This window comes from Pseudomonas sp. 86_A (assembly GCF_017491705.1).
Lineage (GTDB): Bacteria > Pseudomonadota > Gammaproteobacteria > Pseudomonadales > Pseudomonadaceae > Aquipseudomonas > Aquipseudomonas koreensis.
In genome coordinates this window covers 16595-39378 of sequence record NZ_JAFGYS010000003.1, presented here as the reverse complement: position 1 = coordinate 39378, position 22784 = coordinate 16595, and the positions used below count along the sequence as shown (strand labels likewise).

The following is a 22784-nucleotide window of genomic DNA, read 5'->3' as shown; positions in this document are numbered from 1 at the left end:
GGTGGGCGATGCCAGGCTTTTTGCCGTCTATTCTTGTGCCTCCCCGCCGTTATCCAGCCTCAACGGAGAGCTCCCCCATGACCGATTCCCCTGAGCGTGACGAACGCCATCTGGCGCGTATGCAGCGCAAAAAAGCCGTGATCGACGAACGCATCGCCAATTCGCCGGACGAGTGCGGCCTGGTGCTGGTGCTGACCGGCAACGGCAAAGGCAAAAGCAGCTCGGCGTTCGGCATGCTTGCCCGCGCCATGGGCCACGGCATGCAGTGCGGCGTGGTGCAGTTCATCAAGGGCCGCAACAGCACCGGCGAGGAATTGTTTTTCCGCCGCTTCCCGGAGCAAGTGCGCTTTCACGTGATGGGCGAGGGCTTCACCTGGGAAACCCAGGACCGCCAGCGCGACATCGCCGCCGCCGAAGCCGCGTGGGCAGTGTCGCGCGAACTGCTGCGCGACCCGTCGATCGGCCTGGTGGTGCTGGATGAGCTGAACATTGCCCTCAAGCACGGCTACCTCGATCTGGATCAGGTGCTCAGCGATCTGCAGGCGCGTCCACCGATGCAGCACGTGATCGTTACCGGTCGCGCGGCCAAGCCGGAAATGATCGAGATGGGCGACACCGTGACGGAAATGGGCATGCTCAAACACGCCTTCCAGGCGGGCATCAAAGCGCAGAAAGGCGTCGAACTTTGAATCCACCACGTCACTGCCCGGCGGTCCTCATCGCCGCGCCGGCTTCCGGTCAGGGCAAGACCACCGTCACCGCGGCACTCGCTCGCTTGCACCGCAATCAGGGGCGCAAGGTGCGCGTCTTCAAGTGCGGCCCGGACTTCCTCGACCCGATGATTCTCGAGCGCGCCAGCGGTGCGCCGGTGTATCAACTCGACATGTGGATGGTCGGCGAACAGGAAAGTCGGCGCCTGCTGTGGGAAGCCGCTGCCGAAGCGGATCTGATCCTGATCGAAGGCGTGATGGGCCTGTTCGACGGCACGCCATCGAGCGCCGATCTGGCGCGGCATTTTGGTGTGCCGGTGCTGGCTGTGATCGACGGCACCGCCATGGCCCAGACCTTTGGCGCCCTGGCGCTGGGGCTGGCGCGCTATCAGCCGGACCTGCCGTTCGCCGGGGTGCTGGCCAATCGCGTCGGCACCTTGCGTCACGCGCAATTGCTTGAAGGCAGCCTCACCGAAGGCTTGCGCTGGTACGGCGCGCTCTCCCGCGAAACCGGGATCGAGTTGCCAAGCCGGCACCTCGGCCTGGTGCAGGCCAGTGAGCTCAATGATCTGGACCTGCGTCTCGACGCCGCGGCCGAAGCCCTCGCCAGCAGTTGCGAGGTAGCGCTGCCACCGGCGGTGGAATTTGCCGCGCCTGAAGTGATCAGCGCCGAGCCGTTGCTTGACGGCGTGCGCATTGCCGTCGCCCGCGATGAAGCCTTTGCCTTCACCTACGGCGCCAGCCTCGATCTGTTGCGCGCGATGGGCGCCGAGTTGAGCTTCTTCTCGCCGATCCGCGATACGCAGTTGCCCGAGGCCGACAGTCTGTATCTGCCCGGTGGTTACCCGGAATTGCACCATGTCGCGCTGGCGCAAAACACCGCGATGCTCGAGGCGATCCGGGTGCACCACGCGGCCGGTAAACCGTTGCTCGCCGAGTGTGGCGGCATGCTCTATCTGCTCGACTCGTTGACCGATGTCGAAGGCACCCGCGCTGAACTGGTCGGACTGCTGCGCGGTGATGCGGTGATGCAAAAGCGTCTGGCGGCACTGGCGCTGCAAGCGGTGGATCTGCCGGAAGGCTCGTTGCGCGGCCACACCTATCATCATTCCCTGACCACCACCGAGCTGGCGCCGATTGCCCGGGGCCTGAGCCCGAATGGCGGGCGTGGCGCCGAGGCGGTTTATCGCGAAGGGCGGATGACGGCCTCTTATGTGCACTTCTATTTCCCGTCGAATCCTGTGGCTGTCGCAGCACTGTTTGCGCCTGACTCCGAAGCCGCCTTCGCGAGCAGGCTCGCTCCCACAGTTGAAACGGTGGTGACTGAAGAAATGCGATCCCTTGTGGGAGCGAGCCTGCTCGCGAAAGGGCCATGACAGACAACGCATTTTCCGAAGCCGAACGCGCAGCGGTCTATAAAGCCATCGCCGAACGCCGCGACATGCGCCACTTCATCGGTGGCACGGTCGAACCGGAGCTGCTGCGTCGCCTGCTCGAAGCCGCGCATCAGGCGCCCAGTGTCGGCCTGATGCAGCCGTGGCGTTTCATCCGTATCAGCGATCGCGCACTGCGCGGGCAGATCCAGAATCTGGTGGAAGAAGAACGCATCCGCACAGCCACTGCCCTCGGCGAGCGCAGCGACGAGTTCATGAAGCTCAAGGTCGAAGGCATCAACGACTGCGCCGAAGTGTTGGTCGCGGCGCTGATGGATGATCGTGAAAAACACATTTTCGGCCGTCGTACGCTGCCGGAAATGGACATGGCCTCGTTGTCCTGCGCGATCCAGAACCTGTGGCTGGCGTCGCGTGCCGAAGGCCTGGGGATGGGCTGGGTGTCGCTGTTCGAACCACAGGCACTGGCCGATCTGCTGCAGCTGCCGGCTGGAGCCAAGCCGCTGGCGGTGCTGTGCCTGGGCCCGGTCAAGGCATTCTATCCGGCGCCGATGCTGGTGCTCGAAGGGTGGGCGCAGGCGCGTCCGCTCAATGAGTTGCTGTATGAAAATTATTGGGGAGTGAGTCAATGAGTGTGGCGTTGTTGAGTGTCGCTGCGGTCGCGCTGGATGCGCTGCTGGGTGAACCGAAACGCTGGCATCCGCTGGTGGCGTTCGGCAATTTTGCCGGGCGCATCGAGCGCCGTTTCAATGCGGGCGGGCGCGGCTGGCGCAGTCATGGGGTCACCGCCTGGGTGATCGCGGTGCTGCCGCTGACGCTGCTCGCCACCGCGTTTTCCTGGGCACCATACGTGGGCTGGATCGTCGAGATTCTCGCGCTGTATTGTGCCCTCGGCATGCGCAGTCTTGGCGAACACGTCGAACCCGTGGCCAAAGCCCTGCGCGGTGATGATCTGGAGGAGGCGCGCAAACGCGTCGGGTATCTGGTCAGCCGCCAGACCAGCGAGCTCGACAGCACCGCCGTCGCCCGTGCCGCCACCGAATCGGTGCTGGAAAACGGTAGTGATGCGGTGTTCGCGGCGTTGTTCTGGTTTGTCGTGGCCGGTGCGCCGGGCGTGGTGCTCTACCGCTTGAGCAACACGCTCGACGCAATGTGGGGCTATCGCAACGAACGCTTCGAGCGCTTCGGCTGGTGCGCGGCAAAAATCGACGACGTGCTCAACTACATTCCGGCGCGGCTGGTGGCGCTGACCTACGCGCTGCTGGGTAACACCCGGCTCGCCTGGAAATGCTGGCGCACGCAGGCGCCGAAATGGGACAGCCCCAACGCCGGTCCAGTGATGGCGGCAGGTGCCGGGGCGTTGAATGTCGAGTTGGGTGGGCCGGCGATCTATCACGGCGAACTGCATGAGCGTCCGCAACTGGGCGAAGGTGCGCCGGCGGATGCCGATTCGATTGATCGCGGCTGGCAATTGGTCCAGCGCGGGGTATGGTTATGGCTGCTGATTCTCTGCGTGGGGGCTGAATTCTATGCTTGAGCACGGTGGCCGGCTGCGCAAGGCCGCACTCGATTACGGCATCGCCGAGGCGGACTGGCTCGACCTGTCCAGCGGCCTTGCGCCGTGGCCTTTTCCCGTGCCGGAAATTCCCCTGCGCGCGTGGGCGCGGTTGCCGGAAACCGACGACGGACTGGAACAGGCTGCGTGCGATTACTACGGCGCTGTCCAAGTGCTGCCAGTGGCCGGTTCGCAGATGGCGATCCAGTTGCTGCCGCGTCTGCGCCGCGCCGGCAAGGTCGGCGTGTTGTCGCCGTGTTATGCCGAGCACGCCGAGGCGTGGCGGCGCAGCGGCTACATCGTGCGCGAAGTGCTGGAGCAGGAAGTCGAATTCTTTCTCGACAGTCTCGACGTGCTGGTGGTGGTCAATCCGAACAACCCGACCGGCCTGAGCCTGACCCCGGCGCGACTGCTCGACTGGCACGCGCGGCTGGCCCAGCGGGGCGGCTGGCTGGTGGTCGATGAAGCATTCATGGACAACACGCCGCACCTGAGTCTGGCGTCGCATACCCACCAAGTCGGCCTGATCGTGTTGCGCTCGTTCGGCAAATTCTTCGGTCTGGCCGGGGTGCGGTTGGGCTTTGTGCTGGCCGAGCGCAAGTTGCTCAGGTTGCTCGCCGAGCAGGTCGGGCCGTGGGCGGTAAGCGGGCCGACGCGGGGGCTCGGGCAAGCCTGCCTGCAAGACACCGAAGCGCACACCCGGCAACGCATTCGCAGCGAAGAGGCCAGCGAACGTCTGGCGCGGCTGCTGGAGCGCTACGGTTTCAAACCCCAGGGCGGTTGCGCGCTGTTCCAGTGGCTGATCACCGAGCACGCGCCTGCGCTGCACGAATTCATGGCCCGACGCGGCATCCTCCTGCGCATCTTCATCCACAACAGCAGTCTGCGTTTCGGCTTGCCGGCCAACGCGGCTGAAGAAGCGCGCCTCGAACAGGCGCTGCAAGCCTTTGCCAAGGAACCGAAATGACCACCCTGATGGTGCAGGGCACCACTTCCGACGCCGGTAAAAGCACGCTGGTGACGGCGCTGTGCCGCTGGGCCACCCGTCAGGGTGTGGCAGTGGTGCCGTTCAAACCGCAGAACATGGCGCTCAACAGTGCGGTGACCGCCGACGGCGGCGAGATCGGCCGCGCGCAAGCGGTGCAGGCGCAAGCCGCACATCTTGAGCCGCACACCGACATGAACCCGGTGCTGCTCAAACCCAACAGCGACACCGGCGCCCAAGTCATCATCCATGGCCGGGCGGTCACCACGATGAACGCCGTGGCTTACCACGACTACAAAGCCATCGCCATGCAAGCGGTGCTGGCTTCGCATGAGCGGCTCAGCGCGGCGTATCCGCTGGTGATGGTCGAGGGCGCAGGCTCGCCGGCCGAGATCAATCTGCGTGCCGGCGACATCGCCAACATGGGCTTTGCCGAAGCGGTGGATTGCCCGGTGCTGCTGATTGCCGACATCAATCGTGGCGGAGTGTTTGCGCATCTGGTCGGCACCCTCGAGCTGCTGTCGCCGAGTGAGCAGGCGCGGGTCAAGGGCTTCATCATCAACCGTTTTCGCGGTGACATCGCCCTGCTGCAACCGGGCCTCGACTGGCTGGAACAGCGCACCGGCAAACCGGTAGTCGGCGTGTTGCCGTATGTGATGGATCTGCACCTGGAAGCCGAGGACGGCATCGACCAGCGCCAGACCGACAAGGCCGAGCAAGTGCTGAAAGTGGTGGTGCCGGTGCTGCCGCGCATCAGCAACCACACCGATTTCGATCCGCTGCGTTTGCATCCGCAAGTGGACCTGCAATTCATCGGCCCGGGGCAGGCGATTCCTGCTGCCGATCTGATCATCCTGCCGGGCTCGAAAAGCGTGCGCAGCGATCTGGCGTATCTGCGCGCCAACGGCTGGGACACGGCGATCGATCGGCACCTGCGCTATGGCGGCAAGCTGCTGGGGATCTGCGGTGGCCTGCAGATGCTCGGCGAGCAGGTGCATGACCCGCTGGGGCTGGAAGGCGCGCCGGGGTCAAGTGCCGGTCTGGGTTTGCTCGCATTCGAAACGACGCTGGAAGCCGAGAAGCAATTGCGCAACGTGCGCGGGCGTCTGGCGCTGGAACAGGCTGAGGTCAGTGGCTATGAAATCCATGCGGGCGTGACGGTGGGGCCGGCGCTGGAGAACGCGGCGGTGCATCTGGACGACGGTCGTTGCGACGGTGCGCAGAGTCTGGACGGGCAGGTGTTCGGCACCTATCTGCACGGCTTGTTCGAAGCGCCGCAGGCCAGTGCCGCGTTGCTGCGTTGGGCCGGTTTGGGTGATGTGCAGGAAGTGGATTACCACGGCTTGCGCGAGCGCGATATCGAGCGCCTGGCGGACCTGGTGGAGAAACATCTGGATACCGCGCTATTGCGTCAGCTTTGTGGGATCTGAGGTGGAATCATCGCGAGCAGGCTCACTCCTACAGTGGATTGTTCGCGATCTCCTGTAGGAGTGAGCCTGCTCGCGATGGCTGAAGTCGGTACACCGCCAATTTGAAGGAATGAACCATGCTCCAACTGATCCTCGGCGGCGCCCGTTCAGGCAAAAGTCGCCTGGCGGAAAAACTCGCCAGCGACAGCCAACTGGCGGTCACCTACATCGCCACCAGCCAACCGCTGGACGGCGAAATGAACGCGCGTGTCGCCCATCACCGCGCCCGTCGCCCGGCCGCATGGGCGTTGATCGAAGAACCGCTGGAACTGGCCCGCGTCCTGCGGGACAACGCCAGCGCCGAGCGCTGCCTGCTGGTGGACTGCCTGACCCTGTGGCTGACCAATCTGCTGATGCTCGATGACGCCGAGCGTCTCGCCGCTGAGCGCGAAGCCCTGCTGTACTGCCTGGCGTCATTGCCGGGGGAAATCATTTTTGTCAGCAACGAGACCGGAATGGGTGTCGTGCCGCTGGGCGAATTGACTCGCCGCTACGTCGATGAAGCCGGTTGGCTGCATCAAGCTCTGGCTGAGCGCTGTCAGCGTGTTGTCCTGACCGTCGCCGGCCTGCCCCTGACCCTGAAAGGACCTGCGTTATGACTCAAGCGTGGTGGTTGAACCCGTGCAAACCCGTGAATGCCCAGATCGTTGAGCAAGCGGCGGCGCGCCAACAGCAGCTGACCAAACCGGCCGGCTCCCTCGGTCGCCTCGAAACCGTGGCGGTGCAACTGGCCGGATTGCAGGGGCAGGTCAAGCCGACGCTGGAGCAGGTCTGGATCGCGATTTTTGCCGGCGATCATGGCGTGGTTGCGGAAGGGGTGTCAGCGTTCCCGCAGGAAGTCACCGGGCAGATGCTGCTCAATTTCGTCAGCGGCGGCGCGGCGATCAGCGTGCTGGCGCGTCAGCTCGATGCACAACTGGAAGTGGTGGACCTGGGCACGGTGACGCCGACGTTGAACCTGCCGGGCGTGTTGCACCTGAATGTCGGCCCGGGCACGGCGAATTTCGCCAAGGGCGCGGCAATGACTCAGGCGCAGGGCGAACTCGCCTTGCAGGCCGGGCGCGACAGTGTGCTGCGGGCGAAAGCAGCCGGCGCGCAACTGTTCATCGGTGGTGAGATGGGCATCGGCAATACCACCGCCGCCAGTGCGCTGGCCTGTGCCTTGCTCGATTGCCCGGTGGCGCATCTGACCGGTCCCGGCACCGGGCTGAATGCCGAAGGCGTCAGCCATAAGGCGCAAGTGATCCAGCGCGCGCTGGCGCTGCACGCGGCGCAGCGTGGCGATGCGCTGCAAACCCTGTTCAACCTCGGCGGTTTTGAAATTGCCGCGCTGGTCGGCGCGTATCTGGCCTGTGCCCAGGAAGGCGTTGCGGTGTTGGTGGACGGCTTTATCTGCACGGTCGCTGCGCTGGTGGCAGTGCGCCTGAATCCGGCGTGCCGCGAGTGGCTGTTGTTCGGCCATCGTGGTGCCGAGCCAGGCCATCGCCACGTGCTGGAAACCCTCGGCGCGGAACCGTTGCTGGAGCTCGGCTTGCGTCTGGGCGAGGGCAGCGGGGCGGCGTTGGCGGTGCCGCTGTTGCGCCTGGCTTGCGATCTGCACGGGCAGATGGCGACGTTCGCCGAAGCCGCGGTGGCGGACCGTCCGGCATGACCTTGCGTCTGGACCTGTTGCGTCACGGAGAGACCGAACTGGGCGGCGGTTTGCGTGGCAGTCTCGATGATGCGCTCACCGAAAAAGGTTGGGCGCAGATGCGTGCAGCCGTGGTGGCGGGCGGGCCGTGGGATCGACTGGTCAGTTCGCCGCTGCAGCGTTGCGCGCGGTTTGCCGCCGAACTGGGCGAGCAACTGAACCTGCCGGTGCAACTGGACAAGGATCTGCAGGAATTGCATTTCGGCGCCTGGGAAGGGCAAAGCGCCGCAGCGCTGATGGAAACCGACGCCGACGCGCTGGGGCGGTTCTGGGCTGATCCGTATGCCTTCACGCCACCGCAGGGTGAGCCGGTCAGCGTTTTTGCCGCACGCGTGCTGGGCGCGGTTGCGCGGTTGCAGCAGGCCTGTGCCGGCGAGCGCGTGTTGCTGATCAGTCATGGCGGCGTGATGCGTCTGTTGCTGGCGCAGGCGCGTGGCTTGCCGCGTGAGCAGTTGCTCAATGTCGAAGTCGCGCATGCTTCGCTGTTTGCCCTGACCGTTGCGGCCGACGGCTCGCTCAAGGAAGGGCACTGACATGCTGCCACTGTGGATCGCCCTGCAATTTCTCAGCAGCTTGCCGATTCGTCTGCCGGGGATGCCGGAGCCGGAACAGCTCGGACGTTCGTTGCTGTTTTATCCGCTGGTGGGGCTGCTGTTCGGGTTGATCCTCTGGGCGCTGAACCTGGCACTGGCCGGCGCGCCGTTGTTGCTGCATGCGGCGCTGTTGCTGACGGTGTGGGTGCTGCTCAGCGGCGCGCTGCACCTCGACGGGCTGGCCGACAGCGCCGATGCCTGGCTCGGAGGCTTCGGTGATCGTGAGCGCACGCTGACCATCATGAAAGATCCGCGCAGCGGGCCGATCGCGGTGGTGACGCTGGTGCTGGTGTTGCTGCTCAAGTTCACCGCGTTGCTGGCGCTGATTGAGCAAGGGCACGGGCTCACGCTGATCATCGTCCCGCTGCTCGGGCGCGCGGCGTTGCTGGGGTTGTTTCTGACCACGCCGTATGTGCGGGCTGGAGGGTTGGGGCAGGCGTTGGCCGATCATCTGCCGCGCAAGGCGGGTTGGTGGGTGCTGGGGGGGAGTGCGCTGGGCTGTTTGTTGATCGCCGGGGGTAAAGCGCTGGTGGCGCTGGTTGTCGCGTTCGGCGTGTTTGTCTGGCTGCGGCAACTGATGATGCGGCGGTTGGGCGGGACCACGGGTGATACGGCGGGGGCGTTGCTGGAGTTGCTGGAAGTGGCGGTGCTGGTTGGGGTGGTGTTGGTCTGACATATTTATGTTGCCTGTCCTGGCCTCATCGCGAGCAGGCTCACTCCTACAGGGGAATGCGGTCTCTTTGTAAGCGTTAGCCTGCTCGCGATAGCAGTCTGTCCGGCACCGGAAATACGACTGAAAAAACACATGTAACTTGATTTAACACAGTCACGGGTATATACACGCATCATGCTTCCTTCTCAGTGTTTGTGCACCAACCTGCGTCGCGCCGCGCGTGGCGTCAGCAGGCATTACGACGGCGCTCTCGACGGCTTCGGGATCAACGTTGCCCAGTATTCTTTGCTGTGCAACCTGCAGCGTCTGGATCAACCGAGCATTTCCGAGCTGGCCGAAGCCATGGGCCTGGATCGCAGCACGCTGGGGCGCAATCTGCGAGTGCTGGAAGGTGAGGGCCTGGTGGCCTTGGCCGAGGGCGAAGACATGCGTAATCGCATCGTCAGGCTCACCGAGGCCGGTGTGCAGCGTCTGGCAGCGGCGCTGCCGGCCTGGGAAGCGGCGCAGCAGCGATTGATCGATCGCCTGGGCGCCGAGAAGCGTGAAACCTTGCTGCGACTGTTGGACGAACTGGCCTGAGGGCCAGTTTTTGCGGATCTAAGCGGGTATATACCCGCGCCTGGAGAATAACAATGACATCGATGTGGCGTACGTGCGGTTGGGTGTTGCTGGGAAGTGCGCTGATTCTGGCGTTGTCATTGGGCGTGCGGCACGGCTTCGGTCTGTTCCTGTCGCCGATGAGCGCGCAGTTCGGCTGGGGGCGCGAGGTGTTTGCCTTCGCCATCGCCTTGCAGAACCTGATCTGGGGCCTGGCACAGCCGTTCACCGGGGCTTTGGCTGACCGTTTCGGTGCGGCCAAAGTGGTGCTGGTCGGCGGTGTGCTCTACGCCTTGGGCTTGGTGTTCATGGGCTTGTCGGATTCGGCGCTGAGCTTGTCGTTGAGCGCGGGCCTGCTGATCGGTATCGGCCTGTCCGGTACTTCGTTCTCGGTGATCCTCGGCGTCGTCGGTCGTGCGGTGCCGCCGGAAAAACGCAGCATGGGCATGGGCATTGCCAGCGCCGCCGGCTCGTTCGGCCAGTTCGCCATGCTGCCCGGCACACTGGGCCTGATCGGCTGGCTCGGCTGGTCGGCTGCGCTATTGGTGCTCGGCCTGCTGGTGGCGCTGATTGTGCCGCTGGTGAGCATGCTCAAGGACAAGCCGCTGCCGGTGCTGGGCCATGAACAAACCCTGTCTGAAGCGCTGCGCGAAGCCTGTTCGCATTCCGGCTTCTGGCTGCTGGCGTTCGGTTTTTTCGTCTGCGGCTTTCAGGTGGTGTTCATCGGTGTGCATCTGCCGGCCTATCTGGTCGATCAACATCTACCCGCCACGGTCGGCACCACGGTGCTGGCGCTGATCGGGCTGTTCAACATCTTCGGGACTTATACCGCCGGCTGGCTTGGCGGGCGCATGTCCAAACCGCGTCTGCTGACGGCGTTATACCTGCTGCGCGCGGTGGTGATCGTGCTGTTCCTGTGGCTGCCGGTGACGACGACTTCGGCGTACCTGTTCGGTATGGCCATGGGCTTCCTGTGGCTGTCGACGGTGCCGTTAACCAACGGTACGGTGGCGACCTTGTTTGGTGTGCGCAATCTGTCCATGCTCGGCGGTATCGTGTTCCTGTTTCACCAGCTCGGCTCGTTCCTCGGCGGCTGGCTGGGCGGGGTGGTGTATGACCGTACCGGGAGTTATGACTTGATCTGGCAAGTGGCGATTCTCTTGAGCCTGTTGGCGGCGGCGCTGAACTGGCCGGTACGCGAACGTCCGGTCGCGCGCCTGCAACCGGGTGTGAGCGCAGCATGAAGCGCACCTGGCCGCGACTCGTCTTCACGGCACTCGGCGCCCTGTTGCTGGCGCTGGTGTGGTGGGGCTGGCATCAGGGTGGCCTGGCGCTGATGCAGTTGGGCATGGGCGCTTGCTTGTAGGCTTGGAGGGCGAGTAACGTCGAGGTCTGATGACTGCTAAAGGATGCCCGACATGCTCATGCGCTGGTGTGCTGTACCCGCGTTGCTGATGGCGTTGACCGGACTGGCCCAGGCCGCTGATTGTCCGGAGGCGCTGCAAGGTTCGCTGCCCAAGCTGCGTGCCAAGGAATCCATCGATCTCTGTCAGCGCTACGCCGCCAAACCGCTGGTGGTGATCAATACCGCCAGTTTCTGTGGCTTTGCTCCGCAGTTCGAGGGGCTTGAGGCGCTGAATCAGCGGTACAAGGCGCAAGGCCTGGAAATGCTCGGTGTGCCGTCCAATGATTTCAAACAGGAGTCCAAGGACAGCGCCGAGACCGCCAAGGTCTGCTATGCCAACTACGGCGTGACGTTTGCCATGACCGAGCCGCAGAAAGTCCGAGGCGATGACGCGACCCACCTGTTCAAAGTGCTGGCGGAGCAGAGCAGCGCGCCGAAGTGGAATTTCTACAAATACGTGATCGACCGGCAAGGCAAGGTGATCGCGAATTTCTCCAGCCTGACCAAGCCGGATGATCCGGAGTTTATTGCGGCGGTAGAGAAGGCTATCGCCTCAAAACCACTGCAACCATGAAGATGCATGCCTTTGCCCTGTTCCTGTAGGAGCTGCGGCACGCTGCGATCTTTTGATTTTAAAGATCAGAATCAAAAGATCGCAGCGTGCCGCAGCTCCTACACTGGCGGTCATGCAGGCACAAAAAAGCCCCGCTTTCTGCAAAGAGAGCGGGGCTTTTTTGTGGGCGAGGGATCAGCCTCGCCGTGCAGCATCAGAAGCGGTAAGTCGCGCCAACACCGAAACCGTTTGCCGAGTTTTCATACTTGGCGTCGTAGGTCTGGCCACGATCGTTCTGGTTGTGGACCTTGATCGACTCTTCTTTCAGGTACGAGTAAGCCACGTCGATGGTCAGGTCTTCGGTCGGGCTCCAGCCGGCACCGATGCTGAAGATGGTCCGGTCGCCGGTTGGAATGCGTGGCGAACGGTCGACGTTGTTGGTCGGCGACTGGTCGAAGGTCAGACCGGTACGCAATACCCATTCCTTGTTCAGCTGGTACGAAGTACCCACGGCGTAAGCCCAGGAGTCGTGCCAGTTCTGCTCTTCGGTGATCTCGCCGAACTGACCGGCCAGCAGCGGCTGCACGCCGGAGTTTTCGACGGTAATCTTTTTCAGCTGGCTCCAGCGGGTCCAGGTCGAACCGGCATAGACGTTCCAGCGGTCGTTGATCGCCTGGGTGACCGAGAAGTCCACGGATTCAGGTGTGGTGATCTTCAGCGACGCATCGTACTTCTGCTCGGCGCCCAGGCCGACTGCGCCCAGCACACCGTAGTTGACCTTGGTGTTGCCTTCGAGCTTGTAGTCGACTTTCGAGTGGTAGGTCAGACCCAGACGAGTGGTGTCAGTGGCCTGGACCAGCACGCCGATGTTGTAGCCCAGCGCGGTGTCGTCACCCTTGATCTTGACCTTGCCGTCCGGCGCAGCCTGGGTGATCGACAGGTTGGACTCCAGCGTGCCGTCGATACGGTTGATGGTCGGACCGAAACCGATCGACACCACGTCGTTGAACTTGTAGCTGACGGTTGGCTGGAAGGTGATGACTTGTACTTCGGACTTGCTGCCGAAGTAACGGCCGGCAAAGCCTTTTTCGTAATCGGTAATCAGGCCGAACGGCACGTAGACGCCGAGGCCGAATGCCCAATGCTCGTCGATCGGTTTGACGTAGAAGCCCATAGGTACGGAGGTGAAGGGCACCATGTCGCCTTTGTTGCTGCCGCCGTTAGGGCTGGAGCTGGCGTCGCTGATATCGGTCTTGGCATCGAGGAATGCAACACCGCCAGTGACTTGTTCACGCGTGATGCGCGACATGCCGGCAGGGTTGCCATAAACAGTGCTTGCGTCGTCGGCAGAAGAAGATCGCCCAGCGTAACCAGTACCCATCCCGCTGATGCTGTGTTCGTTGATGGCAAAGCCAGCTGCGAAGATCTGGGTGGATGCCATGGTAACGGCGAGGCTAAGGGTGGTTTTGAGCATTACTTTTTTCATTATTAGAACTCCTGGTGATCACCGGGGCGAAAATTACCAACATTTTCGTTCCAGCGCTATAGTCCCTATGCCTTGAGTTAGAGCGGTTTTGTAGGACAATCCGACCAGATTCGCGACCTGTTGAGCGATCTTGTAAAACTGGCCGGTCAACATGCGACCTGATTCACCGGTGAAACACAGGTTTGCCACGCATAAGTAAAGTCGCGCAGACGTCCTTGCGGCTGGAAGGTCTGACGCCAGATTCGCGCCATACCCAGCAGATCAGTCGCGTCGGGGAGGGTGGTGTTTTGTTCTTCGACCAGCAGCCAGGCGATGGCGGTGGCGTAACGCAGGTTGACGGTCAGTTCCAGGTGCGGACCGCTGAGAAAGGCATGCTGGCTGGCGAGGCCGCGAACCAGACTGGCACGCTCCGGATCGAGTGCCAGATAGTGATCCCAAAGGGCTTGGTGGCGATGCTCGGTGATCCGGTAGAGACCGTGGCCACGGCGGTCATGCAGGGCCGAACCGAGGGCGGACTGGCTGGCGGCGATCCCCAGCAAAAGAGATTCGGCCGTTGCGCAGTGACGTCCCAGATAAATCAGTGTGGGACGGATCACGTAGCGACACAGTTCGCTGGCAGCGATACCCATAATGCCCTCGATTCTTGTAATGGGCGGCGAAACCTGAAGGGGCCTTGGCAGCGGTGGATCGACTCAGGCTCGCCGGAAGCGGATCAAACCGCTTGAGTTGAAGTGTAGTGTCATATTCGCGACGTAAAGGCCTGTTTTTAAAATATTTCCGGCGGCGAGCCAAAAGCGTTATATCCGATGGTGCTTAGGCATGAAGGGCTAAAAGCGAAACATCAGGCAATAAAAAGCCCCGCATGTTGTGCGGGGCTTTTGCTTTTGCAGCCTTTTCGGCTCTCAGGCAACCAGTGCCTGACGTGTACGATCGATCACGGCCTGCAGCGGTTCGGCGCTGGAGTATTGATCGGGGTACAGACGCTCGCTGTGGCGAGCAATCCCGTGTTCATTGACCACGGTGAAGCTGAAGCAGCCTTTGCGAGCGGCCATGATCAGGCAGTTCATTGGGGCAAAAGCGTTGGTTAGGGTGCGAATGGCATCCTGAGTATGGATTTGAGTCGACATAGTTATTAGGTGTTCCTACAAATGACACGGATAAGAACCGTGCAACGTTAAAACGTTCCAGTAATGTCGACCACCATTGGTCGAACAAAGAACCCGACTGGAACAAAGCAGCCAGTTTGAAGCGCTAATTAGTTGGCGCGCTTGGGCTGGCAGGTAGGTACTTAGGAGGACAGGCAGCACATCGAGGGCAAAGGTTCTGGGCCCGGGGTGAAGATCCTGATCAATTTGCAGGCTGGTTCGGTCAGAGTAAGTGGTCTTCGCAACACCCTTTGCATTCATTCAAAGGCAGTGTCGGCGCAAGATTTACCTGGAAACCATCGAGGGGTCGTTCCCGCTTTTTTCGGTGAAGGGCTTCTGGGAAGAAGGTTGACCGTGGGGATGTGTTCGACCGGAATTGACTTTCAGCTTGGTACTAACGCCGCGGATAGTAACGGAACGTCCTGAGCATTGCAAACCCTGCGGCAAAAAAGATTACGGTCGGTCGCGAGCCATCGGCTGGCATTACCGACCCCATCGTGAGCCGGCTCATTCCCGCCGAGGATCGCGGCTGACTGTGAGGAGCACGCCCGCTCGCAAAGGAGCCACCCGTCGCCACAAAAGCGTGCAACCCTGGCCATCGCCAACCCGCTTGTCCCCAGCCTGAGGAGCAAAACGACCCGAAAAAGCGCATCCATATAACCGGGTAACAGGTACTTGTGCACATTAGTTGCGCAAGCTGTAACCACACTGTCATATCAATCCTGACTCGCATGGCTGCCTGTATCAAAAGTTTAAGTCAATGAAAAACATCGGTTTTTTTTGTTGGTGAAAAAATCGTCAGTTTGACTGCGAGCCCCATTCCACAAGGCTTTGCGGAGGTTCGGGAGCGGTTGTCCACTGAGTTATCCACAGCTTCTGTGGATTGTCCCTAGCGCTTGCTCTAGGACGGGCGTGCCGGGTTTTTTTCGACTTTACCTGTACGAAAAAGAGAGTAGAGTGGCGCGCCTTCCGATCTGTCCCACAGTGTTTTATGAAGTTTCGCTCAGTATCAGACCCTGTTACCTCCGAACACCCTCGTGTTACCTCTCCCAAGCGATTTTCCGTGCGCGTGGCCGAATGGCTGCTCGACAGTCCGCGTCTGGGCGACAGCCGCAATGCCAAGCACCTGGCGGGACGCCTGCTCAAACAGCCGGCACGCGAAGGCGTGGTCGCGGCGCAAAGCCGTCTCGGTCAGTTGATGTGCCGGGAATGCGGCAACGCCCGGGACCGCCGTATCGGTCACGACCTGTTGCGTATGGCCGCGCGTGCCGGTGATCGACGTGCGCAACAGGAACTCGGTCTGCTCGAAGACTGAGCTGTCCAACGTCCCACGCCTTGGTTAACCTTCAGGCTTTATCGAATCGGCAGGAGTGGCTATGGCTATGGACTTGACCAGCGTATTGCTCGGTCTGGCAGGCGCGGGATTGCCGCTGCTGGCACTGGCCTGGCAACTGCAGCGCCGGGCGAGCAACGCGCAGGCCGAGGTTGCCTTGCTCGAAGAGCGACTGGCCATGGCGCAATTGGCACAGGACGGACTCAACGCGCAGCTCGAAGCCAGCCGCGATGAGGCGGTCGACCTGGCACAGGCCAATGCTGCCAAGCAGGCGGAACTGGCCGCGCTGCGCCGGGAAGTCGAGTTGCTGCAGATCGAACGCGATGATGCCCGTGATGCGTCCCACGCCTGGAACATCGAGCGCGCCAACAAGGAGGCCGAACTGCGTCGTCTGGACGCCCAGGCCGCCTCGCTGAATGCCGAACTGCGCGAGCAACAGGAAAGCCATCAACAACGCCTCAACGACCTGCAAGGCTCGCGCGACGAGTTGCGGGCGCAGTTTGCCGAACTGGCCGGCAAGATCTTCGATGAGCGCGAGCAGCGCTTCGCCGAAACCAGCCAGCAACGCCTCGGCCAGTTGCTCGACCCGTTGAAAGAACGCATCCAGTCCTTCGAAAAACGCGTGGAAGAGAGCTATCAGGCCGAAGCCCGCGAGCGTTTCTCGCTGGCTAAGGAGCTGGAGCGTCTGCAGCAGCTGAACCTGCGCCTGAGCGACGAAGCGACCAACCTGACCCGCGCCCTCAAAGGCCAGAAAACCCAAGGCAACTGGGGTGAGCTGATTCTTGAGCGGGTACTGGAGCACGCAGGCCTGGAGAAGGGCCGCGAGTACCAGACTCAAGTCAACCTCAAGGGGCCGGACGGCGAGCGCTTTCAGCCTGACGTGATCATTTACTTGCCGGGCGACAAGCAGGTGGTGGTCGATTCCAAAGTCAGCCTCACGGCCTATCAGCAGTACGTCGCCGCCGAAGACGACAGCATCGGCCAGATCGCGATCAAGCAGCACGTGCTGTCGCTGCGCAGCCACGTCAAAGGCCTCGCCGGCAAGGATTACAAGCGCCTGGAAGGCCTGCACAGCCTTGATTTCGTCTTGCTGTTCGTACCGATCGAGGCGGCCTTTTCCGCCGCGCTGCAAGCCGAGCCGTCGCTGTTCCAGGAAGCTTTCGACCGCAACATCGTGATCGTCAGCCCGACCACCTTGCTGGCGACCCTGCGGGTGATCGACAGCCTGTGGAAGCAGGAGCGGCAAAGCCAGAACGCTCGGGAAATCGCCGAGCGTGCCGGCTGGCTGTACGACAAATTCGTGCTGTTCATTCAGGATCTGGACGAGGTCGGCAATCGCCTGCAACAGCTGGACAAAGCCTACAGCTCGGCGCGCAACAAACTCACGGAAGGTCGTGGCAACCTGGTCAGCCGCAGCGAGCAGCTCAAGCTGCTTGGCGCGCGGGCGAGCAAGAGTCTGCCGGCAGACTTGCTGGAGCGGTCGATGACTGATGTCGATGGGCTGGTCGAACTGCCAGAGTGAAGATCAAAAGATCGCAGCCTGCGGCAGCTCCTACATTGGAATCGTAATCAACCTGTAGGAGCTGCCGAAGGCTGCGATCTTTTGCTTTTACAACGGCACATACCGACTCAACAACGCCCGCAACGCTGCCGGTTTCACCGGTTTGGCCAGGTAATCCAGCCCCGCCGCGTGCACCTGCGCCACGGTCTCCGGGCGACCATCGGCGCTGATCACCACCCCCGGCACCGGCTCTCCCAGAGTGGTGCGCAGCCACGCCATCAGCTCCGTTCCGGTGTCGCCATGGTCGAGGTGATAGTCGACCAGTGCCAATTGCGGCCGCACGCCGTCGCTGAGCAGCGCCGCGCACTCCTCGCGGTTGCGCGCCGTCCACACCTGACAGCCCCAGCGGCTCAGCAGGCTGTTCATGCCAATCAGAATGCTGTCTTCGTTATCGATGCACAGCACCTGCGCACCGCTGAGCAACTTGCCGTTCAACTCGACTGCGGCGTTCGCCGGCATCGACTGCGCCCGGGCCAGCGGTACGCTGACGCTGAACACGCTGCCGCGCCCCGGCCACGAACGTACGCGCAATGTGTGGCCCAGCACTCGACACAAACCATCGGCAATCGCCAGACCGAGGCCGAGGCCTTTTTCGGCGCGGGTCTGATGGCTGTCGAGGCGTTTGAATTCCTCGAAAATCACTTGCTGCTTGTCTTCTGGAATGCCCGGCCCGCGATCCCACACTTCCAGGCACAGTTCGCCGCCGCGTCGACGCACGCCCAGCAGCACCGGTCCCTTGGCGTAGCGGAAGGCGTTGGTGAGGAAGTTCTGCAGAATCCGCCGCAGCAATTTGATGTCGCTGTCGATGCGCAATTGGCTGCCACGCACACGGAAGGTCAGGCCTTGCTCCTGCGCCAGTGCCTTGAATTCGGCGCCGAGGGTATCGAACAGCTCATTGAGCGCGAACGGCTTGCGATCGGGGTTGATCTTGCCGTTTTCCAGGCGGGAAATATCCAGCAGGTCGCTGATCAGGTCTTCTGCCGAACGCAGTGAACTGTCGAGGTGTTGCACCAGTTGCTGCGCCTCGCTGCTCAAACCGTCGTCCTGATGGGAGAGGGCGGCGGAGAACAGGCGTGCGGCGTTCAGCGGCTGCATCAGGTCATGGCTGACCGCCGCGAGGAAGCGGGTTTTCGACTGGTTGGCGGCCTCGGCGTGGCCCTTGGCCTCGGTCAGCGCGACGTTGAGTTGCGACAGCTCTTGCGTGCGCTCGCTGACCCGTTGCTCCAGCCCTTCGTTGGCCTCGGTCAGTGCCTGCTCGGCTTCGCGGAACGCAGTGATGTCGGTGAAACTCATGACGAAGCCGCCGCCGGGCATTGGGTTGCCGATCAACTCGATCACCCGGCCGTTGGGGAACAAGCGTTCCGAGGTGTGCGCACGGCCCTGACGCATCCAGTGCAGGCGCCGGGCGACGTGGACCTCCGCCTCGCCGGGGCCGCACAGGCCGCGTTCGGCGTTGTAGCGAATGATGTCGGCAATCGGCCGGCCAACGCTGATCAAGCCGTCCGGGTAGTTGAACAGCTCCAGATAACGGCGGTTCCAGGCCACCAGTTTCAGTGACTGGTCGACCACGCTGATGCCCTGGGTGATGTTCTCGATCGCGCCTTGCAGCAGGGCACGGTTGAACTGCAGGACTTCCGAGGCTTCGTCGGCGATGCGCACCACGTCCTCGAGCTGCATTTCCCGACCTTCAATCGCCGCTTTTACCACCGCCCGTGTTGAAGAAGCGCCGAGCACGCCGGCCAGCAAGCGTTCGGTGTGGGCGATCCATTCGCCGTCGGCGTTCTGGTTCGGGTTGAAGCCTTTGCCTTGCCGGTAGGCGAAACGAATGAAGCTCTGCCGCGCACGTTCTTCACCGACGAACCGCGCCGCCAGCTGCAGCAAATCGTCGATCTGCACCGCGAGCATCGAGCGTGCACTCGGCCGGGCGCTGATTTCCTGACCGATGAAGCGCCCGGCCTGCCAGTGTTCCGAGACCCGTGTGCGCGACAGCACCGAGACCCAGGCGAACAGGGTGAAGTTGCCCGCCAGCGACAGCACCACGCCTTGGGTCAGCGGGGTGATCGGCAGGTTCAGCGGGTTGCTGTGCAGCCACGCCAGCCCGGGGAAAGTGCTCAGCGACCAGCCGAGGCTGTGGGCGGCAATCGGCAGGATCAGCGTGTAGAACCAGAGGAACGTGCCGGCGGCCAGACCGGCGAAAACCCCACGGCGGTTGGCCTGTTTCCAGTACAGCGCGCCAAGCATCGCCGGGGCCAGTTGGGTGACGGCCGCGAAGGCGATCTGGCCAATGGTCGCCAGACTCGCGGTGGAGCCAAGCAAACGGTAGCTGACGTAGGCCAGCAGCAGAATCAGCACAATGCTCACGCGGCGCACCGAGAGCATCCACTGGCGGAACACTTCGAACGGCCGCTCGGCGTTGTTGCGCCGCAGCAGCCACGGCAACAGCATGTCGTTGGAGACCATGGTCGACAGCGCCACGCTGGCGACGATGACCATGCCGGTGGCCGCCGACGCGCCCCCGATAAACGCCAGCAGCGCCAAGGCCGGATGGGCCTGGGCCAGCGGCAGGCTGATCACGAACGAGTCGGGCAGCACATGACTCGGCAGCATCATCTGACCGGCCAGGGCGATCGGCACCACGAACAATGCGGCCAAGGCGAGGTAGGCCGGGAACACCCACTTGGCCAGACGCAGGTCCTGCGGGTCGATGTTCTCCACCACCGTGACGTGAAACTGCCGTGGCAGGCAGATGATCGCCATCATCGCCACCCCGGTCTGCACCACCATCGATGGCCAGTTGATGGTTTCTTTCCAGTATTCCTCAAGCCGTGGCGCGAGCATGGCCTGATTGAACAGGTCGTCGAAACCGTCGTAGAGGCCAAAGGTGACGAAGGCGCCGACCGCGAGGAAGGCGAACAGTTTGACCAGCGATTCGAAGGCAATCGCCAGCACCATGCCCCGGTGGTGCTCGGTGGCGTCGAGGTTGCGCGTGCCGAAGACGATGGTGAACAGCGCCAGCACCAGCGACACGATCAGCGCGGTGTCCTGGGCGCGGGTGCCCATGGCGTCGGCGCCGGCGCCGATCAACAGGTTCACGCCGAGGACGATGCCTTTGAGTTGCAGGGCGATATAAGGCAGCACGCCGACCAGGCAGATCAGCGCGACCACCACCGCCAGCGATTGCGATTTGCCGTAGCGCGCGGCGATGAAGTCGGCAATCGAGGTGATGTTTTCCTGTTTGCTGATCATCACCATTTTCTGCAGGACCCACGGCGCGCCCAGCAGCAACAGGATCGGCCCGAGGTAGATCGGCAGGAATGACCACAGCTGTTCGGCGGCTTGGCCGACCGCGCCAAAGAATGTCCAACTGGTGCAATAAACGGCCAGCGACAGGCTGTACACCCACGCACGCATCCGCGGCGGCAACGGCGCGCTGCGACGGTCGCCGTAGAAGGCGATGGCGAACATGATGGCCATATAGGCCAGGGCGACGGCGGCGATCAGCCCGGTGGACAACGACATGCAACACTCCCGACAGAAGACTCCCCGGCAGTCCTGCCCGGGCGGACAGTCTCGCATGAGTGCGGCGGTTAGTCAGTGTCGACCAAGGTCGTGGCGTGGCGGGGTGTCGCAGGTTTGAAACCGGGTGGTTTCTCGGGTGACCGGTCAGGCCCCATCGCTGGCAAGCCAGCTCCCACAAGGATCTCCAGTGGGCACAGATTTTGTGAACATCACAGACCCTGTGGGAGCTGGCTTGCCAGCGATAGCGTCAGTCTTGTTTCAGCGCCAGATCGATCAACCGATGCAACTCATCCACCTCCAGCGCCGCCGCCGAAAACAGAATCCGGAACACCACCGGCGCCACCACCAGATTGATCAACCGATCAACGCTTGGTGCCGTTTCCTGCGGGTGGCGGTCAATGATGGTCTGCAACTGCGCGCTGAGGATCGTCACGCAATACCCCGGCGTGGCGCTGGCCTGCACGTCGCGCATCATGTGGCGCCCGGGCTCGGAGCTCATCTCGTCGAGATACTGTTCGGCCCAGGCGCGGATATCACCGCGCAGGTCACCGGTCACCGCCGGTTCGCTGTCGGGGCGCATGCGGGCGAGGGCGACGTCTGCGAGCAACGTCGCCAGATCGCCCCAGCGTCGATAAATGGTCGACGGCGTCACTCCGGCGCGCGCCGCGATTTGCGGCACGGTCACCGTGCTGCGCTCCTGTTCTTGCAGAAGTGCGCGGACTGCCGAATGAATCGACTCTTGCACCCGGGCACTGCGGCCGCCGGGGCGTAAACCTTCTTTAATAGCCATGCGTCAGACCTTAACACAAAGAATTTGCTTTAAGCCAAAGCCGAGAGCACACTCCGCAAAAGCAAAAAATTAGCTTTTGCGGAGTGTGCCCATGACCAGCCTTGCTTCCAACCGTGGCAGCCTGATTTTTCTGGCGATCACCTTACTGAGTTTTCTCGCTGCTTCCACAGCGCCGACGCCGTTGTATCACCTGTATCAGGATCAACTGCATTTTTCGGCAGCGGTGCTGACCCTGATTTTCGGCGTGTATGCCCTGAGTCTGCTGGCAGCGCTGCTGACGGTCGGATCGCTGTCCGATCATCTGGGGCGCAAACCGGTGATTTTCACCGCGGTGCTGCTCAATGCACTGGCGATGCTGCTGTTTATCAGCGCCGACAGTGTCGCCTGGCTGATCAGTGCCCGCGTGCTGCAAGGCTTCGCCACCGGCATGGCCACCGCGGTTTTGAGTGCGACGCTGCTCGACACCGACCGCCAGCAAGGGCCGTTGATCAACAGCGTCGCCCCGTTGCTCGGCATGGCGCTGGGCAGCATGGGTTGCGGCTTGCTGGCTGAGTTTGCCCCGGCGCCGTTGCAACTGACCTACTGGCTGCTGCTCGCGCTGTTTGTGCTGCAGGCGGTGTACGTCTGGCGTTTGCCGGAAAGCGTCACCCCGCAAGCCGGGGCCTGGGCGTCGCTGCGGCCAACCCTGCATGTGCCGGTTCAGGCGCGTTCGACCTTGTGGCGTGTGCTGCCGCTGAACACCGCGACCTGGGCCCTCGGCGGCTTTTACGCCTCGCTGGCGCCGTCGCTGGTGCGCACGGCCACCGGTTCGACTTCCAATCTGATCGGCGGGGCGACCGTCTCCGCGTTGACCGTGACCGGCGCGCTGATGATCTTCACCTTGCGCAATCGCCCCGCCGGCAAGGCCCTGCAAATCGGCGCCAGTCTACTGCCCGCCGGGTTGCTGCTGATTCTGCTCGGTGTGCACAGCGCCAGTCTGCCGGTGTTTTTCCTTGGCACGCTGGTCGCCGGTTGCGGCTTCGGTTCGGGTTTCCTCGGCGCGGTGCGCAGCCTGGTGCCGTTGGCCTTGGCCCATGAACGCGCCGGGTTGATGTCGGCGTATTACGCGCTGAGTTATCTGGCGTTCTGCCTGCCGGCGTTGCTGGCCGGGCATTTGACCCGCACGTTTGGCCTGCTGGCGACCACCGATGGTTACGGTGTTGCGTTGATCGTGCTGGCTGTCGGCGCGCTGTTGCTCAGTCTGCGTCCAGGCGCGGCCAAGGTTTGCCGCGCGCCATAAGGGCGCGGTTTGGGTTAGCCTTGGCCGGCCCAGTATTTTCACGGATCGAT

At 62.7% G+C, this 22784-nt stretch carries 22 protein-coding genes; 17 read left to right on the top strand and 5 right to left on the bottom strand.

All coding sequences use genetic code 11. The features are described 5' to 3' along the window. The first annotated feature begins 77 nt into the window (after window positions 1-77). From cobO to J5M57_RS05685, 14 genes are all read left to right on the top strand, one after another. On the top strand, window positions 78-689 hold the full coding sequence (gene cobO / locus J5M57_RS05745) for a cob(I)yrinic acid a,c-diamide adenosyltransferase (protein ID WP_003223053.1): 612 nt from the start codon (window positions 78-80) through the stop codon (window positions 687-689). Continuing rightward, window positions 686-2086: a cobyrinate a,c-diamide synthase gene (locus J5M57_RS05740; protein ID WP_207848185.1), complete on the top strand. Its 1401-nt coding sequence runs from the start codon at window positions 686-688 to the stop codon at window positions 2084-2086. Before cobO ends, J5M57_RS05740 begins: the two co-directional genes overlap by 4 nt. Beyond that, entirely contained in the window at window positions 2083-2733 is a 651-nt protein-coding gene (gene bluB, locus J5M57_RS05735; protein ID WP_207848184.1) for a 5,6-dimethylbenzimidazole synthase, read from the top strand. Before J5M57_RS05740 ends, bluB begins: the two co-directional genes overlap by 4 nt. Further along, window positions 2730-3638, top strand: a complete 909-nt coding sequence (cbiB, locus tag J5M57_RS05730) for an adenosylcobinamide-phosphate synthase CbiB (protein ID WP_064586653.1) — start codon at window positions 2730-2732, stop codon at window positions 3636-3638. Before bluB ends, cbiB begins: the two co-directional genes overlap by 4 nt. Then, the gene (gene cobD / locus J5M57_RS05725) at window positions 3631-4623 is read left to right on the top strand and encodes a threonine-phosphate decarboxylase CobD (protein ID WP_207848183.1); all 993 of its coding nucleotides are present in this window, start codon (window positions 3631-3633) and stop codon (window positions 4621-4623) included. The genes cbiB and cobD overlap by 8 nt, the downstream gene beginning before the upstream one ends. Further along, window positions 4620-6071 (top strand): cobyric acid synthase, encoded by a 1452-nt coding sequence (locus tag J5M57_RS05720; RefSeq protein ID WP_169840924.1) that lies wholly within the window; start codon window positions 4620-4622, stop codon window positions 6069-6071. The genes cobD and J5M57_RS05720 overlap by 4 nt, the downstream gene beginning before the upstream one ends. A gap of 116 nt (window positions 6072-6187) precedes the next feature. Next, window positions 6188-6709: a bifunctional adenosylcobinamide kinase/adenosylcobinamide-phosphate guanylyltransferase gene (gene cobU, locus J5M57_RS05715; RefSeq protein ID WP_169840923.1), complete on the top strand. Its 522-nt coding sequence runs from the start codon at window positions 6188-6190 to the stop codon at window positions 6707-6709. Further along, the gene (gene cobT / locus J5M57_RS05710) at window positions 6706-7761 is read left to right on the top strand and encodes a nicotinate-nucleotide--dimethylbenzimidazole phosphoribosyltransferase (protein ID WP_169840922.1); all 1056 of its coding nucleotides are present in this window, start codon (window positions 6706-6708) and stop codon (window positions 7759-7761) included. The genes cobU and cobT overlap by 4 nt, the downstream gene beginning before the upstream one ends. Then, window positions 7758-8333 carry an alpha-ribazole phosphatase family protein gene (cobC, locus tag J5M57_RS05705; protein ID WP_169840921.1) on the top strand — a complete coding sequence of 192 codons (576 nt, stop codon included), beginning with the start codon at window positions 7758-7760 and terminating at the stop codon, window positions 8331-8333. The genes cobT and cobC overlap by 4 nt, the downstream gene beginning before the upstream one ends. 1 nt (window position 8334) lies before the next feature. Beyond that, the gene (locus J5M57_RS05700) at window positions 8335-9066 is read left to right on the top strand and encodes an adenosylcobinamide-GDP ribazoletransferase (RefSeq protein ID WP_169840920.1); all 732 of its coding nucleotides are present in this window, start codon (window positions 8335-8337) and stop codon (window positions 9064-9066) included. A gap of 174 nt (window positions 9067-9240) precedes the next feature. Continuing rightward, a complete protein-coding gene (locus tag J5M57_RS05695; protein ID WP_025111987.1) occupies window positions 9241-9645 on the top strand; it encodes a MarR family transcriptional regulator in 405 nt (134 codons plus the stop codon). Between the two features lie 53 nt (window positions 9646-9698). Beyond that, window positions 9699-10907, top strand: a complete 1209-nt coding sequence (locus J5M57_RS05690; protein WP_064586660.1) for an MFS transporter — start codon at window positions 9699-9701, stop codon at window positions 10905-10907. Next, on the top strand, window positions 10904-11029 hold the full coding sequence (locus tag J5M57_RS29060; RefSeq protein ID WP_257737113.1) for a hypothetical protein: 126 nt from the start codon (window positions 10904-10906) through the stop codon (window positions 11027-11029). Before J5M57_RS05690 ends, J5M57_RS29060 begins: the two co-directional genes overlap by 4 nt. A gap of 52 nt (window positions 11030-11081) precedes the next feature. After that, entirely contained in the window at window positions 11082-11642 is a 561-nt protein-coding gene (locus J5M57_RS05685; RefSeq protein ID WP_207848182.1) for a glutathione peroxidase, read from the top strand. 193 nt (window positions 11643-11835) lie between these two features. On the opposite strand, the gene J5M57_RS05680 is transcribed toward J5M57_RS05685, so the two are convergent. The 3 genes from J5M57_RS05680 to J5M57_RS05670 form a co-directional block, all read right to left on the bottom strand. Then, window positions 11836-13107: an outer membrane protein transport protein gene (locus J5M57_RS05680; RefSeq protein ID WP_064586662.1), complete on the bottom strand. Its 1272-nt coding sequence runs from the start codon at window positions 13105-13107 to the stop codon at window positions 11836-11838. Window positions 13108-13253: 146 nt separating this feature from the next. Next, a complete protein-coding gene (locus J5M57_RS05675) occupies window positions 13254-13736 on the bottom strand; it encodes a hypothetical protein (RefSeq protein WP_169840917.1) in 483 nt (160 codons plus the stop codon). 273 nt (window positions 13737-14009) lie between these two features. Beyond that, window positions 14010-14234: a hypothetical protein gene (locus J5M57_RS05670; RefSeq protein ID WP_064586664.1), complete on the bottom strand. Its 225-nt coding sequence runs from the start codon at window positions 14232-14234 to the stop codon at window positions 14010-14012. Between the two features lie 1009 nt (window positions 14235-15243). On the opposite strand from J5M57_RS05670, the gene J5M57_RS05665 reads away from it, so the two are divergent. Both J5M57_RS05665 and rmuC read left to right on the top strand, forming a co-directional pair. Then, complete coding sequence (locus J5M57_RS05665) at window positions 15244-15567, top strand: sel1 repeat family protein (RefSeq protein ID WP_169840916.1); 324 nt, start codon at window positions 15244-15246, stop codon at window positions 15565-15567. Between the two features lie 175 nt (window positions 15568-15742). Then, window positions 15743-17107 carry a DNA recombination protein RmuC gene (gene rmuC, locus J5M57_RS05660; RefSeq protein WP_207848303.1) on the top strand — a complete coding sequence of 455 codons (1365 nt, stop codon included), beginning with the start codon at window positions 15743-15745 and terminating at the stop codon, window positions 17105-17107. A gap of 87 nt (window positions 17108-17194) precedes the next feature. Here rmuC and J5M57_RS05655 read toward each other — a convergent pair whose 3' ends face one another. Both J5M57_RS05655 and J5M57_RS05650 read right to left on the bottom strand, forming a co-directional pair. Then, window positions 17195-20665 carry a PAS domain-containing hybrid sensor histidine kinase/response regulator gene (locus tag J5M57_RS05655; RefSeq protein ID WP_207848181.1) on the bottom strand — a complete coding sequence of 1157 codons (3471 nt, stop codon included), beginning with the start codon at window positions 20663-20665 and terminating at the stop codon, window positions 17195-17197. A gap of 247 nt (window positions 20666-20912) precedes the next feature. Continuing rightward, the gene (locus tag J5M57_RS05650; protein ID WP_207848180.1) at window positions 20913-21455 is read right to left on the bottom strand and encodes a TetR/AcrR family transcriptional regulator; all 543 of its coding nucleotides are present in this window, start codon (window positions 21453-21455) and stop codon (window positions 20913-20915) included. Between the two features lie 91 nt (window positions 21456-21546). Between J5M57_RS05650 and J5M57_RS05645 the strand changes: the two genes are divergently transcribed. After that, window positions 21547-22734 carry an MFS transporter gene (locus tag J5M57_RS05645; RefSeq protein WP_207848179.1) on the top strand — a complete coding sequence of 396 codons (1188 nt, stop codon included), beginning with the start codon at window positions 21547-21549 and terminating at the stop codon, window positions 22732-22734. The last annotated feature ends 50 nt before the right edge of the window (window positions 22735-22784 follow it).

Coding starts and splice junctions, on each gene's coding strand:
- cobD (WP_207848183.1), top strand. CDS start 3,631: ATGCTTGAGCACGGTGGCCGGCTGCGCAAGGCCGCACTCGATTACGGC.
- cobT (WP_169840922.1), top strand. CDS start 6,706: ATGACTCAAGCGTGGTGGTTGAACCCGTGCAAACCCGTGAATGCCCAG.
- J5M57_RS05695 (WP_025111987.1), top strand. CDS start 9,241: ATGCTTCCTTCTCAGTGTTTGTGCACCAACCTGCGTCGCGCCGCGCGT.
- J5M57_RS05665 (WP_169840916.1), top strand. CDS start 15,244: ATGAAGTTTCGCTCAGTATCAGACCCTGTTACCTCCGAACACCCTCGT.
- J5M57_RS05670 (WP_064586664.1), bottom strand. CDS start 14,234: ATGTCGACTCAAATCCATACTCAGGATGCCATTCGCACCCTAACCAAC.
- J5M57_RS29060 (WP_257737113.1), top strand. CDS start 10,904: ATGAAGCGCACCTGGCCGCGACTCGTCTTCACGGCACTCGGCGCCCTG.
- cobC (WP_169840921.1), top strand. CDS start 7,758: ATGACCTTGCGTCTGGACCTGTTGCGTCACGGAGAGACCGAACTGGGC.
- cobO (WP_003223053.1), top strand. CDS start 78: ATGACCGATTCCCCTGAGCGTGACGAACGCCATCTGGCGCGTATGCAG.
- cobU (WP_169840923.1), top strand. CDS start 6,188: ATGCTCCAACTGATCCTCGGCGGCGCCCGTTCAGGCAAAAGTCGCCTG.
- bluB (WP_207848184.1), top strand. CDS start 2,083: ATGACAGACAACGCATTTTCCGAAGCCGAACGCGCAGCGGTCTATAAA.
- J5M57_RS05680 (WP_064586662.1), bottom strand. CDS start 13,107: ATGAAAAAAGTAATGCTCAAAACCACCCTTAGCCTCGCCGTTACCATG.
- cbiB (WP_064586653.1), top strand. CDS start 2,730: ATGAGTGTGGCGTTGTTGAGTGTCGCTGCGGTCGCGCTGGATGCGCTG.
- J5M57_RS05650 (WP_207848180.1), bottom strand. CDS start 21,455: ATGGCTATTAAAGAAGGTTTACGCCCCGGCGGCCGCAGTGCCCGGGTG.
- J5M57_RS05685 (WP_207848182.1), top strand. CDS start 11,082: ATGCTCATGCGCTGGTGTGCTGTACCCGCGTTGCTGATGGCGTTGACC.
- J5M57_RS05720 (WP_169840924.1), top strand. CDS start 4,620: ATGACCACCCTGATGGTGCAGGGCACCACTTCCGACGCCGGTAAAAGC.
- J5M57_RS05645 (WP_207848179.1), top strand. CDS start 21,547: ATGACCAGCCTTGCTTCCAACCGTGGCAGCCTGATTTTTCTGGCGATC.
- J5M57_RS05675 (WP_169840917.1), bottom strand. CDS start 13,736: ATGGGTATCGCTGCCAGCGAACTGTGTCGCTACGTGATCCGTCCCACA.
- J5M57_RS05700 (WP_169840920.1), top strand. CDS start 8,335: ATGCTGCCACTGTGGATCGCCCTGCAATTTCTCAGCAGCTTGCCGATT.
- J5M57_RS05655 (WP_207848181.1), bottom strand. CDS start 20,665: ATGTCGTTGTCCACCGGGCTGATCGCCGCCGTCGCCCTGGCCTATATG.
- J5M57_RS05690 (WP_064586660.1), top strand. CDS start 9,699: ATGACATCGATGTGGCGTACGTGCGGTTGGGTGTTGCTGGGAAGTGCG.